Source organism: Tianweitania sp. (assembly GCF_032053605.1).
Classification (GTDB): domain Bacteria; phylum Pseudomonadota; class Alphaproteobacteria; order Rhizobiales; family Rhizobiaceae; genus Tianweitania.
The window spans coordinates 13520-28377 of record NZ_DAMBUH010000005.1 but is presented as its reverse complement, the minus strand read 5'-3'; the positions used below and the strand labels follow the sequence as shown (position 1 = coordinate 28377).

The window sequence follows — 14858 nt, the reverse complement described above, 5'->3', positions numbered from 1 at the left end:
CCACGCTGCCCAAAGGCAAGGACCCGGCATCGGTGACGGTTGAAGAAGCCGTCGCCTTGATTGCCGCTAAGGGTGGCGCCGCTCCAGCCGCTCGCAAGAAAGCGCCGGCCCGCAAGGCAGCTGCTCCGGCCGCGGCCAAGAAGGCCGCGACGACAAAGAAGGCGCCGGCCAAGAAGCCGGCAGCAAAAGCAAAGAAAGCCTGACACGAGTGGCACGCAGGATACCTGGAACGGGCAAGAAGACTCGGACAACTGAAGGCGGCGCCGCAAGCGGCAACGCCTTCCGTCCGACGCGTGACCAGCTCCTGCAGTTCATCACCGAGAACCCGGATCAGGCCGGCAAGCGCGAAATCGCCAAAGCCTTTCGCTTGAAGAATGACGATCGCATCTGGCTCAAGGAGATGCTGTCTGATCTGGCTGACGACGGGTTGGTCGAGAAAAAGGTCAAGCGTCTTGCCGTAGCCGGCGCTCTGCCGCCCATCGCCGTGCTCGATGTGATCGAGCGCGATCGTGATGGCGGGCTGATCGGCAAGCCCGTTGAAGGCGACGATACGGTTCGTGTGGCAATCCGCGTCGGCCGTGGCGACAAAGGCCCTGCTCCCGGCGTCGGTCAGCGCATCCTCGCCAAGATCTTCGCCAACAAGGATCGCGAAGGCCCCGCCTATAGCGGTCGTGTCGTCAAGGTTCTCGAACGTCGCCGCGATGCCATGCTGGGCGTCGTCCGCAAGGCGCGCGACGGTTGGCGTCTGGAGCCCGTGGAGCGCCGCCAGCCTGAGCTGATCATCGACGATCTCGGTGATGCACAGGTCGGCGATCTCGTTGAAGTCGAGCCGGCCGGAAACGTCCGCTACGGTCTTCCGCGCGGCCGCGTTATTTCCGTGATGGGATCGCTGACGAGCGAAAAGGCGGTCTCGATGATCGCCATCCACGCCCATGACATCCCCCACATCTTCCCCGCTTCCGTTCTGTCGGAAGCAGCGGAAGCCGAGCCTGCAACGATGGGCAAGCGAGAAGACTGGCGCGATGTGCCGTTGGTCACCATCGATCCCGCCGATGCCAAGGATCATGATGACGCGGTTTACGCCCAGCCTGACAGCGACGAAGCCAACCCCGGCGGCGTGATCGTCAACGTCGCGATCGCCGATGTCGCAGCTTACGTCCGCCCCGGCTCGCCCATGGATCGCGAAGCGCTGGAACGCGGCAACTCCGTTTACTTCCCGGATCGCGTCGTTCCGATGCTGCCTGAACGGATCTCCAACGATCTCTGCTCGCTACGCGAGAACGAGGATCGCCCGGCGCTAGCCGTGCGTATGGTCTTTGCCGCCGACGGCCATAAGATCCGCCACAGCTTCCACCGCATCATGATGCGCTCGCATGCCAAGCTCGCTTACGCGCAGGCGCAGGCGGCCGTGGATGGCGACCTCGACGAAAAGACCGAGCCGCTGCTCGGTCCCGTCCTCCAGCCGCTTTGGGACGCCTATGCAGTTCTCAAGCGCGGCCGCGACAAGCGCCAGCCGCTCGAGCTTGATCTTCCCGAACGCAAGATCCTGTTGAAGGAAGATGGCACGGTTGATCGCGTCGTCGTGCCGCCGCGCCTGGATGCCCACAAGCTCATTGAAGAATTTATGATCCAGGCCAACGTGGCCGCAGCGGAAACTCTGGAAGCCAAGAGCCAGCCGCTGATCTACCGCCGCCACGATGCACCATCTCTGGCCAAGCAGGAATCGCTTCGCGAATTTCTGCAAACCATCGGTCAGTCGCTCGCCCACGGTGCGCAGATGAAGCCCAGCCAGTTCAACCAGATACTCGGCCGCGTTGCCGGCACCGAGCATGAAACACTGGTGAACCAAGTCGTGCTTCGCTCGCAAAGCCAGGCGGAATATGGTCCGGAGAACATCGGCCACTTTGGCCTTAATCTTCGCCGCTACGCCCACTTCACCTCGCCGATCCGCCGTTACGCAGACCTCATCGTCCATCGCGCGCTGATCACGGCCTTGAACCTCGGTTCAGACGGCCTGACGCAAAACGAAGTCGAGCGTCTCGGCACGATTTCCGAACTGATTTCCACAGCCGAGCGGCGCGCAATGGCCGCCGAGCGCGACACGGTTGATCGCCTGATTGCCGCCCATCTCGCGGAGCGCGTTGGCGAAAGCTTTGAAGCTCGCATTTCAGGCGTCACCAAGGCCGGGCTCTTCGTTCAACTGCCGGATCTCGGCGCCGACGGCTTCGTGCCGGTCGCAACGCTCGGTCGGGAATACTATATCTTCGATGAAGCGGCGCGGGCACTCGTCGGCGATCGCACGGGTGGCGGCTATCAGTTGTCCGATGTTGTCGAGGTGCGGCTGGCCGAAGTAGCGCCGCTGGCCGGCGCATTGCGGTTCGAAATGCTTTCCGAGCCAAAGGCCATGCGACAGGGTACGCGCTCGTTCCACAAGGCCAAGGTCGGCCGCGAGCGCCAGCGCGCGCGGATTGGCCAAGCCAGCCGATCACCAGGGCGCGGAAAGAGGAAGTGATGGAAAACGAAAGCGAGTTCACCAGCGGCACGCCCGTTCGTCCTGTTCGCCCTCTGATCCCGGCCATGTGGCGCGGCTTCCGCGGCCGCTGCCCGCATTGTGGTGAGGGCAAGCTGTTCCGCGCTTTTGTCAAGGTCAACGATGCCTGCCCTGCTTGTGGCGAAGACTTCCATCATCATCGCGCCGATGACCTTCCTGCCTATCTCGTTGTCTTCATCGTCGGCCACATCGTCGTCGGCGCCTTCATGGGCGTGGAAACGATTGGCGACCTCGCTTTGTGGCAGCATCTCGCGATCTGGGTTCCGCTTACGATCGTCGCCTGCATCGCGCTGCTGCAGCCTGTAAAGGGCGCGGTCGTCGGGCTGCAATGGGCCCTGTACATGCACGGCTTTGGCGGCCATGAAGACGACATCGAACACCATCCGGAACTCGAAACCGCGGATGGAGCCGCCCGTTGACGGCGCTCGACGGCATCAGCCGCAGCGAACTCGATGTCAAGGAATCCCGCGACTTCGCCATCGGTCCCGGTCCTCTGCGCCCGCGCGATGCCGCAACCCTGATTCTCCTGGACCACAGCGGCGGCGAGATCCGCGTTCTGATGGGCAAGCGCGCAAGCAAACATGCCTTCATGCCGGGCAAGTTCGTATTTCCCGGCGGACGAACGGATCCAACTGATGGCCGCGTCAAAGTGAGCGGCACACTCCACCCTGCCGTCGAACAACGCATCATCGGCGGCACTCGCATCACACCAACGCGCGCCCGCGCCATCGCTCTGTCGGCGATTCGTGAGACCTACGAGGAAGCCGGCCTGCTGATCGGCACGAAAGGCACGTTCTCCACCAGTCATGAAGGCTGGCACGGCTTTGCCGAGCATGAGGTCCAGCCGAATCTCGAAAAGCTCCGCTTCGTGGCCCGTGCCATCACCCCTCCGGGCCGTGTGCGCCGTTACGACACCCGCTTCCTCGCCGCCTGGCGCGACGATGTTGCGGTGGAGTTGCCCGAAGGTCCCACGTTGGAACTGGAGGAACTTGCCTGGATGTCGCTGGCACAAGCCCGCGCTACCGACTTGCCTGCCATCACGCTCAGCATTCTCACCGATCTGGAAGAACGCCTGAAGGATGATCCAGAGCTGACTTCGGATGCTCCTACGCCTTTCTACCGGATGCTCCACAACCGCTTCAAGCGAGACCTCGTCTAGTCCGCATGCCGCAGTTGCGGCGCGAACGGTCGGTTCCGGCTTGACTTTCCGCCCTCACTTGGTATCAGACGGGCAACCTAGCGTCGCGCTTTGCGCAGGCGCGCTCGCTCAATTCAAACGGATACGACCATGGCAAAAGCCGCAAACATCAAGATCAAGCTTCTGTCCACGGCCGACACGGGCTTCTTCTACGTCACGAGCAAGAACAGCCGTACCAAGACCGACAAGCTGTCGTTCCGCAAGTACGATCCGGTTGCGAAGAAGCACGTCGAGTTCAAGGAAACCAAGATCAAGTAATCGATTGATCTCAGGTTGAACGAACAAGCCGCCTTTAGGCGGCTTTTTTGTTGCCTGCGATTTGCGAGAGGCGAGCCTGAAGGTGGATGGGCAAGGACCATTGCCCTCTCCGATGAGAAGTCGCAGCCGTGCGTTAGTTCATCGAGCAATGAGTCGTTTCGCGAGCCTTAAGCCGCGTCGGCGACGACTCGGTTGCGTCCGGCAGCCTTGGCATCGAACAGCGCAATGTCTGCCCGCTTTAACAGATCCTGCAGACTGTCACCCGCCGCCATCTGCGCCACGCCGACACTCACCGTCACATCGAGCGGCGTCCCTGCCCGGCCCACCCGGAATGCGCGATCCGCAACTTCGCCGCGGATGCGCTCGGCAACCGTCTGCGCCACATGGCGGTCGGTATCCGGCATCACCACCACGAACTCCTCGCCTCCATACCGGCAAGCGAGATCGATGCCGCGCACATTCTTGCGCAGCCGCCGCGCGAACTCGCGCAGCACATCGTCGCCGCCATCATGACCGAACCGGTCATTCACCGACTTGAAGCGGTCGAGATCGGTGATCAGCAGCGACAGTGGCCGGTTCCGGTTCTGCGCGCGCTCGAGCAGCGTTGCCAGATGCGTATCGAGGTAACGCCGATTGTGCAGTCCGGTCAGCGGATCGGTCACGGCCATGACGATGGTCTGCGTCACATTGGTCCGCAATTCATCATTGTAGCGCTTACGCATGACCTGCGTGCGTAACCGCGCAACCAGCTCCTGCCGGTCCACCGGTCGCGTCAGGAAATCGTTGACGCCCAGTTCCAGCGCCCGAACGATCCGCCCGTCACCCGGACCATCGGCGATCAGGATGATCGGGATGTTGCGCGTGCGATCAAGCGACCGCAGCTGCGCGCACAGTCGCAACGGATCGAACTCGGCAAAACCCGCCGAAACGATGATGCACTCGTAGGGCTTCTCGGCCGCCTGAAACAGGCCGGCCTGCGGTTCAACGGAAAGATCGGCTGCGCAGGTTTCGTCCAACACGCGCATGAGCTGCGTATAGGAAGACGGCTTTTCGTCGATCAGCAGCACCAAAGGCGGCACATCGGAGTGGCTCGCGACGCGGGTCAACAAAGCATCCATGCCGATATGGCGCGTGGTCGCTGCGCGAAGCCGAAGCTCGTCTGTCAGCGCCTTTAGCCGAATCAGGCTCTTCACCCGCGTCATCAGCGCGATCGGATCTGCCGGCTTGGTCAGGAAATCATCCGCCCCGGCATCAAGCCCGCGGATACGATCCGACACTTGGTCGAGTGCCGTGACCATCACGACCGGAATATGCGCGGTCAGCGGATCAGCCTTCAGCCGCTGACAGACTTCGAACCCGTCCATGCCCGGCATCATCACGTCGAGTAGCACGACATCGATCTTGTCGTTGCGGCAAAGCTCCAGGGCATCGAAGCCGTTGGTGGCGGTGACCACATCGAAATACTCGGCCGTCAGCCGCGTCATCGACGACAAGGATGCGTGCGGTCATGACTGGAAACTCCGCAGCAGCTCAGGCGTCGCCGAGATAGGATTTGATCGTTTCGATGAACTTGCCGACCGAAATCGGCTTGGAAATATAGGCCTCACATCCACCTTGACGGATGCGCTCCTCATCGCCCTTCATTGCAAAGGCGGTGACGGCGATGATGGGGATTGTGTGCAGGTCGTCGTCTTCCTTAAGCCACTTGGTGACTTCCAGGCCCGAAACTTCCGGCAGCTGAATATCCATCAGAATGAGATCGGGCCGATGGGTGCGCGCAAGATCCAGCGCTTCGAGCCCGTTCCTGGTGCGCACGGTCTCATAACCGCTGGCTTCGATCAGGTCGCGGAAGAGCTTCATGTTCAGCTCATTGTCCTCGACGATCATAACCTTCTTCGGCATGCTTTCTCCGATCCTCGCAGCGGCAGCCTGCAGCCTCCCTCCACGTGCTGCGCATCATAGGGTGAACTCGTTGATGAAACGCAAATTCTGAGACGCATACAACTCAGAAGCGAGCATTGATTTGCGCATCTCAGGGGTTGCACCTTGCGAGCGATGGCATGGCTCCGTATGCAGAGAGCAACCACGGATACAGCACCATGACTCGCGATAGTTCCTCCGCCGAATCGATTGGCGTCAGCGCGCTCGGCTTCATTGCCGCTGATCCCGAACTGCTGGGCCGCTTCCTCGCGATAACCGGCATCGAACCCGCGCAAATCCGCCAAGCGGCTACTGAACCAGGCTTTTTGGCCGGTGTGCTGGATTTCGTGTTGGCTCATGAGCCGACCTTGCTCGCTTTCGCGTCAAGCAGCGATCTCGATCCCGCAGCAATTCTCAAGGCGCGGCGCACCCTTCCCAATGGCTCCGATGATTATGACAGGTCGATATGAGTGACGATCCGGAAACCGCGCGTCAGATCGCCGAACTGTCTTCGGACGACCGGCCGCTACTCGTTCTCGACGTGGACGACGTCCTGCTCGAATTCCTGCGCGTGTTCCCGAACTTCCTGGATCAGCAGGGCTTCGAGCTGAAGTTGCGCACCTTCAAGCTCACCGGCAACATCGTCGATAAGCTCACCCGCGAGGAAGCGGATCCGCAGCAGGTCACAGCCATGATCGACGAGTTCTTCGGTGCTCAGGCCGACTGGCAGCCGCTGGCCGAAGGTGCCGCCGACGCGCTCGCAAGCTTCGGCGACGCCGCCGAGATCGTGCTGCTGACGGCAATGCCGCACCGCCATCGCGACACCCGCCGTGCCCATCTCGATGCGCTCGGCCTGAACTATCCGTTGCTCACCACGGAGGCGCCGAAAGGTCCGGCCGTGCGTCGCCTTCGCGGCGAAACAAAACGTCCCGTCGCCTTTGTGGATGACATCCCGCACAATCTGGCGTCAGTGCTGCGTGCAGTGCCAGACGCGCATGTCTTCCACATGATGGCCGACCCGGAAGTGCGCGCTCTGCTCGATCCCCTCGAAGACGGCATGCATCATGTCACGACTTGGGCCGATGCCGCGCCGCGCATTGCGGATGCACTCGGTATCCAACGCAGCGTGTAATCAGCGACCCTGCAGAAGCTCCAACACAGCTTCTGCGGCAACCTCGCTGGACGGACGATCCGTCCGCATCCGCTCGGCGACGCTGTCCAAACCCTGAAGCTGCCAGCGCCGCGCCTCGGTATCGACAAGCAGCGCTTCCAGCTGTCGAGCGATCAAACCCGGTCGCAGGAACTCATTGATAAATTCGGGCACGACAAGCCGATCGGCGATCAGGTTCGGCAAGGCCGCCGTCCAGATCGTGATCAGCCGTGTGACTGCGCTCATCAGCAGATCGGTCTTGTAGCAGGAAACCATTGGAACGCGCGCCAGCGCCAGTTCCAGAAGCACTGTGCCGGACGCCGCCATCGCCGCATCGGCCGAGGCAAACGCCTTCAGCTTTTCCTCCGGTCCGGACACGATCTCAGGTGCCACGGGCCATGACCGCGCTTCTTCCGCAACCAGGGCAGCGACATGCGGAACGGTCGGAATAACCACCCGGAATGCGTTGCCGCGTTCGCGCAGCAGTTTCAATGTTTCCCCAAACGGCCGCATCAGACTGCGCACTTCGCCCCGTCGCGAGCCCGGCAGAACCAGCAATGTCTTCTCGCCTGAAGCACCTTGACGGTCACGTTGCTGCTCGGCGGCTTCCAGAAGGTCCGGATCGCTGGCCAGCCTGTGGCCAACATAGATCCCCTTCGGCCCTTGCAAATCTTCCAGCACCTTTTCCTCGAAAGGAAGGATGCAGAGAATGCGATCGATATAGGGCTTCATCGCCGGCGCACGGCCAGGGTTCCACGCCCATACGCTGGGGCAAACATATTTGACGATCGGAATGGCGGGATCGAGAGCCCTCACCTTCTTAGCGACACGCAGGGTGAAGGCAGGGCTGTCGATCGTAATCAGGCAGTCCGGCTTGGCATCGACAATCGCACGCGCGGTCGTTCCGATTCGATAAACCAGACGCGGCAGATCGCGCACCACGGCACTGACGCCCATCAGCGCGATGTCGCCTGGATCGAACAACGGCTTCAACCCCAGCGATTGCAGATGCCGCCCGCCGACGCCTACCAGTTCAACAGGGCGCCCGGCTCGTTTCTCAATGGCACGAACCAGATCGAAGCCAAGCAGATCGCCCGATTCTTCGCCAGACACGATAGCGATGCGCAAAGGCTTGGCGGTCTGGTTCACGGCTGCACCTCGATCCCGCTGATGAAGAGCCCGGCCTCATCGGCCGCTGCGACGGTCTTGGCAAAGTCCAGCACAAAGGCGCGATTGGCTTCCACCGCAATGCCGCGCAAACCCGCGCGCCGTGCATCCAGAACCGTTTTTGGGCCAATTGCCGGAAGATCGGCCCGGATATCCTGCGCAGGCTTGGCGCATTTCACCAGCACGCCGCCTGTCTTGCCCGCGAGCCGACCGTGATCGCGCAAGGGGATCATGCGCTCAAGCAAGCCATCGGTGCCCTCGATTCCCTCAAGGGCAACAGCGCGCCCCCCTATCGCGATCGCAGCCTGGCCAATATCCAGACGGCCGATCACCTTTGCGGCTTCCAGCGCGGCCTTGATGTTGCGCTCGTCCTCAGCATTTGGCGAGACACGCGTCATGGCCCCAGCGCGCGCCAGAAGATCCGGCACGACCTGATGCGCGCCAACCACGCTTATCCCTGCATTTTCGATGTGGCGCATCACAGCGCGCAACAAGCCATCGTCGCCCAGCGCCAGTTCGATGGCGAGGCGCGGCAGAACCTTGAGCACGCGCGGCGTCCACTTCAGCGCCCGAAGCTTCGGGCGCCGGACCACGCCTCCAGCCAGCACAGCATGCGTCACGCCGGCGGCCTTCATGTGATCGAAGCCGACCGCTGCCGCCTCAATCGGCAGAACCACATGCTCGTAGTGTTGCAGTTCTGCGAGACGATCCGCCTCGCCGTCCAGAATAAAGATGAAGGGGTTCAGGCCGGCAAGGCTCAGGCTTTGCGCGACGTTGACCGGGAGGCTGCCACTACCCGCGACGATACCGACACGACTACCCGGCGGCAGCAAGCCGCTGGGTTGCGTGTCACTCACCCTCGTCGCCGCTATCATCCCCGCGCGTACCCCGCTTCGCTGCCGCCACATAATGGCGCTTGCCGCGTTCTTGCAGGAAAGCAAGGATGTCGGCAACGGCCGGGCCATGATCACCCTCGGCCGCCAACCGTGAAACATTCTCCGACAAAGGCGTGTCGGCTTCAAACAGCAGACGGTAAGCGCGTCGAGCTGCATTGATCTCGGCACGAGGCAGCCCGGAGCGCTTCATCCCGATCAGGTTCAGACCATGCAGGCGAGCGCGCGCGCCCGATGCCAGGGCGTAAGGAATGATGTCGCCGGTCACGCCCGTGACACCGGACACAAAGGCATGATGCCCGACCCGTGCAAACTGATGGATCGCCGCCAATCCGCCGATCGTGACGAAATCGCCCAGTTCGACATGGCCGCCGAGTGCTGCCGAATTGGCGATGGTGACATTGTCGCCAACTTCGCAGTCATGGCCGATATGGCTCATGGCCATGAAGTAGCCGTTCTTGCCAACCGTCGTCTTGCCACGGCTGTTGTCGGAGCCGCAATGCATCGTAACGCCTTCGCGGATCTGGCAATTTTCGCCGATCGTCAGGGTCGTCCGGCCGCCTTTATGCGCCTTGTTTTGTGGCGGTGCGCCAAGCACGGCCTGCGGAAACACGATGCAATCCCCGCCGAGGGTCGTCGCACCGCGGATGCTGACATGGCTGACCAGCTCACAGCGATCACCGATCACCGCATCCGCTCCCACATAAGAGAACGGACCAACCGTCACGCCTTCGCCGAGCTGTGCTCCCGGCTCGACAACAGCCAACGGATGGATTGTGGTTTCACTCAAAATACGCGCCTCACTGCGGCAGCTTCGGGGTCATCATTGCGGATACTTCCGCTTCCGCAACCTTGACGCCATCAACCGTGGCTTCGCAGCTGAAGCGGAAAATGCTGCCTCGCTGCTTGGTCTTGCGAACGGCAATCCGCAACTGATCGCCTGGAACGACCGGCTTACGGAACTTCGCATTGTCGATGGTCATGAAATAAACAAGCGACGGCTTGTCATTGCCGCCAGCGTGAATGCAGATCGCGCCGGCTGTCTGGGCCATCGCCTCGATGATGAGGACGCCCGGCATTACCGGCCGTTCAGGAAAATGACCCTGAAAATGGGGTTCGTTGATCGTCACATTCTTGATGCCAACAGCCGAGTCACCGCCATCGATCTCGACGATGCGGTCGATCAGCAGGAAGGGATAGCGATGCGGCAGAAGCTTCAGGATCTGGAAGATGTCGACGCTGTCCAGCGTGGTTGAGGCCTGAACGTCACTCACTGGCAACGGCTCCCTTCTTGGGGCGCTTCGCCAAGCGCCTGATCGTTGCAATCTCACGCAACATTTCGCCCATCGGCTGCGCAGGATAACCGCCCCACGCCTCGCCCGCAGGCACATCATTCATAAAGCCACTGCCGGCAGCCAGTCGAGCGCCCGACCCAATCTTTAGATGGTCGGCCAAGCCGACACCGCCGCCCATCATCACGCCGTCGCCGAGCTGCACCGAACCCGAAATACCGCAGAGCCCGGCAACGATACAGCCGCGTCCAATGCGCACATTATGGGCGATCTGAACGAGATTATCGATCTTGCTGTGTTCGCCGATGACCGTATCGGACATCGCGCCGCGATCTACAGTCGTGTTGGCGCCGATCTCGACATGATCCTGGATGATCACGCGCCCGATCTGCGGCATCTTCTCAGGCCCACGCGCGCTCCCGACATAGCCGAAGCCGTCCTGGCCTATGCGCACGCCCGCATGGATAATGACATTGTTGCCAATCAGCGCATGAAGCACCGTCGCGCCCGCGCCCACATAGCTGTCGCGACCGATCTGACAACCGGCCCCAATCACGGCATTCGCAGCAATAATCGCGCCCGAGCCGATCGCTGCACCCCTACCGATCACGGCACCAGCCTCGATGGTAGCGCCCTCTTCGACCACGGAATCGTCATCGATATGCGCGGCGGCGGAAACTCCGGTGCGACCGGTAACACTCGTCGGACGAGCAGCGTTCGGATACATCAGTCGGCCGACAGCCGCGAAGGCCGCTTGCGGATGATCCACCACGAGCACTGCGATGTGAGAAGGCACCTTGTCGGCAAGCTGCGCCGGAACGAACACGGCTCCCGACTGCAGGCCCGCCAAGGCACCACGATGCTTGGCGTCGACAAAGGTCACATGATCGCGATCAGCTGTGTCGGCCGAGGCAATGCCAGTAATCTGGCGGCCATGAAGCTCGCCCTGCTGCAGGCTTGCTCCCGCGACCGCCGCAATCTCCGCAACGGTGAAAGCGCGCGAAGGCGCGAAGAAGACGGGAAGAGTCATCAAATGCTCCGGTTCTCCTGGCCGCTAAGCAGCCAGGAGAGAACGCGCGGTTTAGAAGCGCGAGGAGATGCCGAAGTTGAAGTTCTGCTCGTCGTCGCCGTCTTCCTTCTTCACAGGAACGGCATAGTCGACGCGCAGCGGGCCGAATGGCGAAGCCCAGATCACCGATGCACCAACCGATGCGCGCCATTCCATGTCGGTGCCGGTCGCACCTGCGAGGTTGTTGCCATACAGCGTGGCCGCATCCGCGAAGACTGCACCCTTCAAGCCGAAGCTCTGTGGGAACACTGGCATCGGGAACTGTGCTTCCGCGCTCGCATTGAAGTAGGTCGCACCACCGAGGTGATCGCCCGTACCCGGATCGAACGGACCGAAGCCGTCGTAATCGAAGCCACGGATCATGCGGTCATTGGCGCGGAAGTAGTCGAACACACGCAGATCGCCGCCGCCGAAGCCCTCGATGTGACCGGCACCTGCCGACACAAGGCCGACGATGTCCATCTCTTCCGAGAGCGTCTTGTAGTAAGTGCCGCGACCGGTGAACTTCACCCACTCCGCGTCGCCACCCAGACCGGCCGCTTCAACAGCGAAGGTCGAGAAGATACCGGCATGCGGGTTCTTCTGGTCGTCGATCGTGTTGTAGGTCAACGTCGCGCTGACAGACGACTTGATCCACGGGCTCTGATTTTCGATCGCGTCACGGATCTGCGGAGCGAGATCACAGCTCGGATCGAACACGCCATCATCGGTTTCGCAGTCGTCGTCGTACTTGTACTTTTCCTGCGTCAGATTGTACGCAAACTGCGTGCTCAAGGCTTCGGTGATCGGCAGACCGAACCGGATCGTGCCGCCGTTCAGCTCGCTCTTGTAGTCGTTGTCGTATTCGCGGGTCTGGCGGAAGATGTCGAAGCCAGCAGCGATACGACGACCGAGGAAATAAGGCTCGGTGAACGACAGGTTATAGTCGCGTGTGTTCTTGCCGACGCCGACACCCAAACGGATGAACTGGCCGCGACCAAGGAAGTTGCGCTCGGTGATCGAACCTTCGGCGGTGGGGCCGCCACCAGTCGAGCCGCCGGTGGTGTAACCGCCGCCGATCGAGAACTCACCCGTCGCCTTTTCAACCACGTCCACCACCAGGATGACCTGGTCCGGCTGCGAGCCAGGCTGCGTCGAAACATTGACGCTGGTGAAGTAATCGAGGCGCTCCAGGCGGCGCTTGGCACGCTGGATCAGAACCTGGTTGAACGCATCGCCTTCGCTGACGTCGAACTCGCGACGGATGACGTAGTCACGCGTGCGGTCGTTGCCACGGATCTCAATGCGCTCGACATAAGTGCGCGCGCCCTGGTCGACCGAATACACAACCGAGATCGTGCGGTTGTTGAAGTCGCGGTCGCCCTGCGGCGTAACCTGCGCAAACGCATAACCGCTGCCGGCCAGACGCTCGGTCAGAGCCACGATCGTGTCTTCAACGTCCTTGGCGCTGTAGGTCGCGCCTGGCTGCGTCTTTAGGAGCGGACGCAGCGTGTCGGCGTTCACGTCCGTGATGGCGGAGTCGATCGACACGTCGCCGAACGTGTAACGCTCGCCTTCCTGAACGGTGAAGGTGATCGTGTATTCGTTGGTTGCCGGATCGAGCTCGGCGCTGGACGACACGACCTGGAAGTCGGCATAGCCGCGATTGTAATAGAAGCGGCGCAGTGCTTCCTCGTCGGCCTTCTGCTTGTCCGCATCATAGATGTCGTTGCGGGTCAGGAACGACAGGAAGTTCGATTCGCGGGTTGCGACCACGTCACGCAAACGACGTGCAGGGAAAGCGCTGTTTCCAACGAAGTTCACGGCCGTGATCTTGGTGCGGTCGCCTTCGTTGATCTGGTACACAACGTTGACGCGGTTTTCGCCGAGATCGACGATCTGTGCCGTCACGGTCGCATCGTTGCGCCCGATCTGCCGGTAAGCACCTTTGATGCCTTCCACGTCAGCATCGACGGTAGCCTGCGAATAGCCGCTGCGGGGCTTGGTCTGAACGCCGGCGCTGAGCTGCTCGTCCTTAACCTTGCTGTTGCCCTGGAACAGAACCTGGTTGACGATCTTATACTCGACAACCTGCACCACGAGGGTGCCGCCGTTCTGGTTGATCTGGACATCGGAGAACAAACCGGTGTCGAACAAACGCTTCACAGCGTCGTCAAGATCGGCGTTCGAAAACTGCTTGCCCGGCGTGACGCCGATATAGCTGCGCACGGTGTCAGCATCGACGCGCTGGTTTCCGCGGACCTCGATGCGGCTGACCACGGCCGCGTCGGCGACCGAGACCATGCCCAGCTGAGCGATAACAGCGCCTGGAGCGACCAGGGCGGCGGACAACGCCACCGCGGATGCGGCGCTCTTGAAACGAAATGTTGGCTTCATCGGGCCCCTAAACCTTTTACTCTCGTAGTCCCCACAGCGAGAAACCCGGCCATCGCAGTTGGTCCCACAACCGTCATAGCCGTATTTTCCCTACACGCAAGGTTTCTGGTTAATGTGCATTTACTAATCCCGCTGGCGTGTCATTCCCGACACGCAATTCGGGGCTCATGGTAAATGCTTAGTCAATATCAACCGCTTGCGACGACCTTCATCTCGTTCAGCATCCAAAAAGGTCGTTCCAGAAAACGAATCCCATGAAGCACAGCACCGCGAAAATACCCACGCGATACACAGCCTCCATCACCCGTTCCGAAACCGGACGTCGTTGAACAGCCTCAACTGCGTAGAAGACTAGATGGCCGCCGTCCAGTGGGGGAATCGGAAGAAGGTTGAGAATGCCGATGCCTACCGACAAGAGGGCAGCAAGCTGGATGAGCCACTGGAAGCCCAGCTTCGCCGCCTGCCCCGACATTTCTGCGATCTTCACCGGCCCGCCGAGCTGGCACTTGTCTTCACGCCCGACAACAAACCTTTGCAAGAATTGACCGGTTCGGCTGATGATGTGGCCGGTTTCGACCACGCCCTGCTGCACGGCTTCAAGCGGAGAATATTCCACCATCCGGCCTTGGCCCACATCGCGGTTGTTCACGACGCCGATCACACCGGTGCGCGCGACATTGCCTAGCGCGTCATTTTGTTCGATCAGCTCGGGCGTCGCGGTGACCGTCATATCCTGACCGCCGCGATTGATCGTGAAGGTCAGCGGATCCCCAGCCCGGCCGGACACCAGCCGCTGCACATCGGCAAAGCTGTCAACCTTCGTGCCATCCACAGCCACGAAGCGATCCCCAGGCTGGATGCCGGCAACGGCGGCCGGGCTGCCGGGACGAACCTCCGCCACGGTCGGATCCAGAACCGCGCGGCCATAGATCGAGAACATCACGCTGAACACGACGATGGTCAGGAGGAAGTTGAACATCGGGC

15 protein-coding genes and 1 pseudogene are annotated in these 14858 nt (G+C 61.5%); 7 read left to right on the top strand and 9 right to left on the bottom strand.

The features are described 5' to 3' along the window. The 5 genes from RTX98_RS02530 to rpmG form a co-directional block, all read left to right on the top strand. Positions 1-203 (top strand): topoisomerase C-terminal repeat-containing protein (locus RTX98_RS02530; protein ID WP_312794332.1); only part of this gene is annotated, 203 nt, incomplete at its 5' end. A gap of 5 nt (positions 204-208) precedes the next feature. Further along, entirely contained in the window at positions 209-2512 is a 2304-nt protein-coding gene (rnr, locus tag RTX98_RS02525; protein WP_416223051.1) for a ribonuclease R, read from the top strand. Then, positions 2512-2970, top strand: coding sequence for a DUF983 domain-containing protein (locus RTX98_RS02520; RefSeq protein WP_312794331.1), 459 nt, complete (start codon positions 2512-2514; stop codon positions 2968-2970). The genes rnr and RTX98_RS02520 overlap by 1 nt, the downstream gene beginning before the upstream one ends. Continuing rightward, a complete protein-coding gene (locus tag RTX98_RS02515) occupies positions 2967-3710 on the top strand; it encodes an NUDIX domain-containing protein (RefSeq protein ID WP_312794329.1) in 744 nt (247 codons plus the stop codon). The genes RTX98_RS02520 and RTX98_RS02515 overlap by 4 nt, the downstream gene beginning before the upstream one ends. Positions 3711-3839: 129 nt before the next feature. After that, complete coding sequence (gene rpmG, locus RTX98_RS02510; RefSeq protein ID WP_006201775.1) at positions 3840-4007, top strand: 50S ribosomal protein L33; 168 nt, start codon at positions 3840-3842, stop codon at positions 4005-4007. Between the two features lie 167 nt (positions 4008-4174). Here rpmG and RTX98_RS02505 read toward each other — a convergent pair. Together RTX98_RS02505 and RTX98_RS02500 are read right to left on the bottom strand one after the other, a co-directional pair. Further along, positions 4175-5516 (bottom strand): annotated as a pseudogene (locus tag RTX98_RS02505) (PleD family two-component system response regulator). 21 nt (positions 5517-5537) lie between these two features. Further along, on the bottom strand, positions 5538-5894 hold the full coding sequence (locus RTX98_RS02500) for a response regulator (RefSeq protein WP_280514864.1): 357 nt from the start codon (positions 5892-5894) through the stop codon (positions 5538-5540). 212 nt (positions 5895-6106) lie between these two features. Between RTX98_RS02500 and RTX98_RS02495 the strand changes: the two genes are divergently transcribed. Continuing rightward, positions 6107-6397: a DUF3572 domain-containing protein gene (locus RTX98_RS02495; RefSeq protein ID WP_312794328.1), complete on the top strand. Its 291-nt coding sequence runs from the start codon at positions 6107-6109 to the stop codon at positions 6395-6397. Continuing rightward, positions 6394-7059 carry a hypothetical protein gene (locus RTX98_RS02490; RefSeq protein WP_312794327.1) on the top strand — a complete coding sequence of 222 codons (666 nt, stop codon included), beginning with the start codon at positions 6394-6396 and terminating at the stop codon, positions 7057-7059. The genes RTX98_RS02495 and RTX98_RS02490 overlap by 4 nt, the downstream gene beginning before the upstream one ends. Here RTX98_RS02490 and lpxB read toward each other — a convergent pair whose 3' ends face one another. The 7 genes from lpxB to rseP form a co-directional block, all read right to left on the bottom strand. Next, positions 7060-8226 (bottom strand): lipid-A-disaccharide synthase, encoded by a 1167-nt coding sequence (lpxB, locus tag RTX98_RS02485; protein WP_312794326.1) that lies wholly within the window; start codon positions 8224-8226, stop codon positions 7060-7062. After that, positions 8223-9101, bottom strand: coding sequence for an LpxI family protein (locus tag RTX98_RS02480; RefSeq protein WP_312794325.1), 879 nt, complete (start codon positions 9099-9101; stop codon positions 8223-8225). Before RTX98_RS02480 ends, lpxB begins: the two co-directional genes overlap by 4 nt. Then, positions 9094-9930 carry an acyl-ACP--UDP-N-acetylglucosamine O-acyltransferase gene (lpxA, locus tag RTX98_RS02475; RefSeq protein WP_312794420.1) on the bottom strand — a complete coding sequence of 279 codons (837 nt, stop codon included), beginning with the start codon at positions 9928-9930 and terminating at the stop codon, positions 9094-9096. Before lpxA ends, RTX98_RS02480 begins: the two co-directional genes overlap by 8 nt. 7 nt (positions 9931-9937) lie before the next feature. Further along, a complete protein-coding gene (gene fabZ, locus RTX98_RS02470; protein WP_312794324.1) occupies positions 9938-10411 on the bottom strand; it encodes a 3-hydroxyacyl-ACP dehydratase FabZ in 474 nt (157 codons plus the stop codon). Beyond that, positions 10404-11459 (bottom strand): UDP-3-O-(3-hydroxymyristoyl)glucosamine N-acyltransferase, encoded by a 1056-nt coding sequence (gene lpxD, locus RTX98_RS02465; protein ID WP_312794323.1) that lies wholly within the window; start codon positions 11457-11459, stop codon positions 10404-10406. Before lpxD ends, fabZ begins: the two co-directional genes overlap by 8 nt. 51 nt (positions 11460-11510) lie before the next feature. After that, on the bottom strand, positions 11511-13874 hold the full coding sequence (bamA, locus tag RTX98_RS02460) for an outer membrane protein assembly factor BamA (RefSeq protein WP_189502016.1): 2364 nt from the start codon (positions 13872-13874) through the stop codon (positions 11511-11513). Between the two features lie 217 nt (positions 13875-14091). After that, the coding region (gene rseP, locus RTX98_RS02455; RefSeq protein WP_312794321.1) for an RIP metalloprotease RseP at positions 14092-14858 on the bottom strand (767 nt) is incomplete at its 5' end.

Excerpts from the sequence above, each read along its gene's own strand:
- RTX98_RS02490 (WP_312794327.1), top strand. The coding sequence starts at position 6,394 with ATGAGTGACGATCCGGAAACCGCGCGTCAGATCGCCGAACTGTCTTCG.
- RTX98_RS02500 (WP_280514864.1), bottom strand. The coding sequence starts at position 5,894 with ATGATCGTCGAGGACAATGAGCTGAACATGAAGCTCTTCCGCGACCTG.
- bamA (WP_189502016.1), bottom strand. The coding sequence starts at position 13,874 with ATGAAGCCAACATTTCGTTTCAAGAGCGCCGCATCCGCGGTGGCGTTG.
- RTX98_RS02520 (WP_312794331.1), top strand. The coding sequence starts at position 2,512 with ATGGAAAACGAAAGCGAGTTCACCAGCGGCACGCCCGTTCGTCCTGTT.
- lpxD (WP_312794323.1), bottom strand. The coding sequence starts at position 11,459 with ATGACTCTTCCCGTCTTCTTCGCGCCTTCGCGCGCTTTCACCGTTGCG.
- RTX98_RS02495 (WP_312794328.1), top strand. The coding sequence starts at position 6,107 with ATGACTCGCGATAGTTCCTCCGCCGAATCGATTGGCGTCAGCGCGCTC.
- rpmG (WP_006201775.1), top strand. The coding sequence starts at position 3,840 with ATGGCAAAAGCCGCAAACATCAAGATCAAGCTTCTGTCCACGGCCGAC.